This window comes from Vibrio sp. 1580, from assembly GCF_033340055.1.
This window is the reverse complement of sequence record NZ_JAWOVT010000058.1, coordinates 1-1278: the sequence shown is the minus strand read 5'-3', so window position 1 is coordinate 1278 and position 1278 is coordinate 1. Positions and strand designations below refer to the sequence as shown.

Annotated in this window: 1 protein-coding gene and 1 tRNA gene; one reads left to right on the top strand and one right to left on the bottom strand. The window is 43.7% G+C overall.

All coding sequences use genetic code 11. From position 1 onward, the window contains the following. Window positions 1-42 precede the first annotated feature (42 nt). Window positions 43-119: transfer RNA gene (locus tag R7093_RS23980), tRNA-Asp, on the top strand. Window positions 120-866: 747 nt separating this feature from the next. Here the strand turns inward: R7093_RS23980 and R7093_RS23975 are convergent. Continuing rightward, window positions 867-1278 (bottom strand): cation:proton antiporter (locus R7093_RS23975; RefSeq protein WP_318146858.1); only part of this gene is annotated, 412 nt, incomplete at its 5' end.

The following is a 1278-nucleotide window of genomic DNA, read 5'->3' as shown; positions in this document are numbered from 1 at the left end:
ACATCGCCAGGCTTTTAATTTAGACTTAGGTCTAACCAGTGCGGAGCGGTAGTTCAGTTGGTTAGAATACCGGCCTGTCACGCCGGGGGTCGCGGGTTCGAGTCCCGTCCGCTCCGCCACTTATTTGAAAGCCCTGCTAGAAATAGCAGGGCTTTTGTCGTCTTAGGGGCTGTCATTTTCCCTTACAAGAGAAGTCATACCAATCTGGAAAATTAACTGGTCAGGTCTATCCATCTTCTCGAGCATATTTTGGTGACGCTTTGGGAGCAATCCAAAAACCGATACTATGCATCGCAGACTTTGGAGATGATGTCGTCGTAATACGTAAAAGATTGGTTGCCTCAACCAACGCCATACTTGTTCGATAAGGTTTAGCTCTGGAGAATAGGGTGAAAGTTTGATGACACTGACATTTTAAAGTCATTGGCAATTTCTTCTGTATGTCATCCTGCACCATCCATAACAACGACGGCACGACATCCCTCCTCCGTGACTGCCAATATTTGTTTTAAGTGCTCTATCATGATGTCTTTATTAACCCAGGGACAATGATAGCCTCACCAATTCCTTTTCTGCGACGACTGAACCGAACAGATAAGCATACTCAAATTGTTGTTGCTTCACTGCTCTTGGGCGATTTGTGTGTGAGTACCCATCTTTGAGATGAGCAAGGGCCAGCAGGCTCATTTTTATCTGAATGGCCTCAATTGGATCATATTTTTACTTAGATTGGTATTAGGCTTGGGCTTCGCTCTGAGGAGAGTAGAACGGGGAGGTTTCTAGATAATATTGTTGGTGAAGTCTTCGAATTTTAGAGCATAAAAAAGCAGCCCTAAGGCTGCTTTTTAAATATGGGGAGAATGGAATTAGGCTTCAGTTTGTTCTCTTTGTTCTGCTAAAGAGCTTTGAGCTAGCTTTTCATCTTCCATCTTTTTTTCTTCAGCTTTCGCCTTTTCAATCATTGGTGTAATGGTTGAACCTTGAATCAGGATAGAGAACACCACAACCGAATAGGTCATTACAAGGATGATCTCTTTTACATCGATCAGCTTGTCTTGAACCACCCAAATTCCTGATGGAATTGAAAGTGCCATTGCTAGCGCTAGGCCGCCACGTAGACCACCCCAAGTCAGAATCTTTACTGACCATGGGTTGTATTTTCTGTAACGTTTAAAGCCTATGTATGAGATAAAGACGCTGAGATAGCGAGAGGCTAGCACCAGAGGGACTGCAATTGCCATCATTATCCAGTCTTCTTCATGGAATTTAAATAGCAGC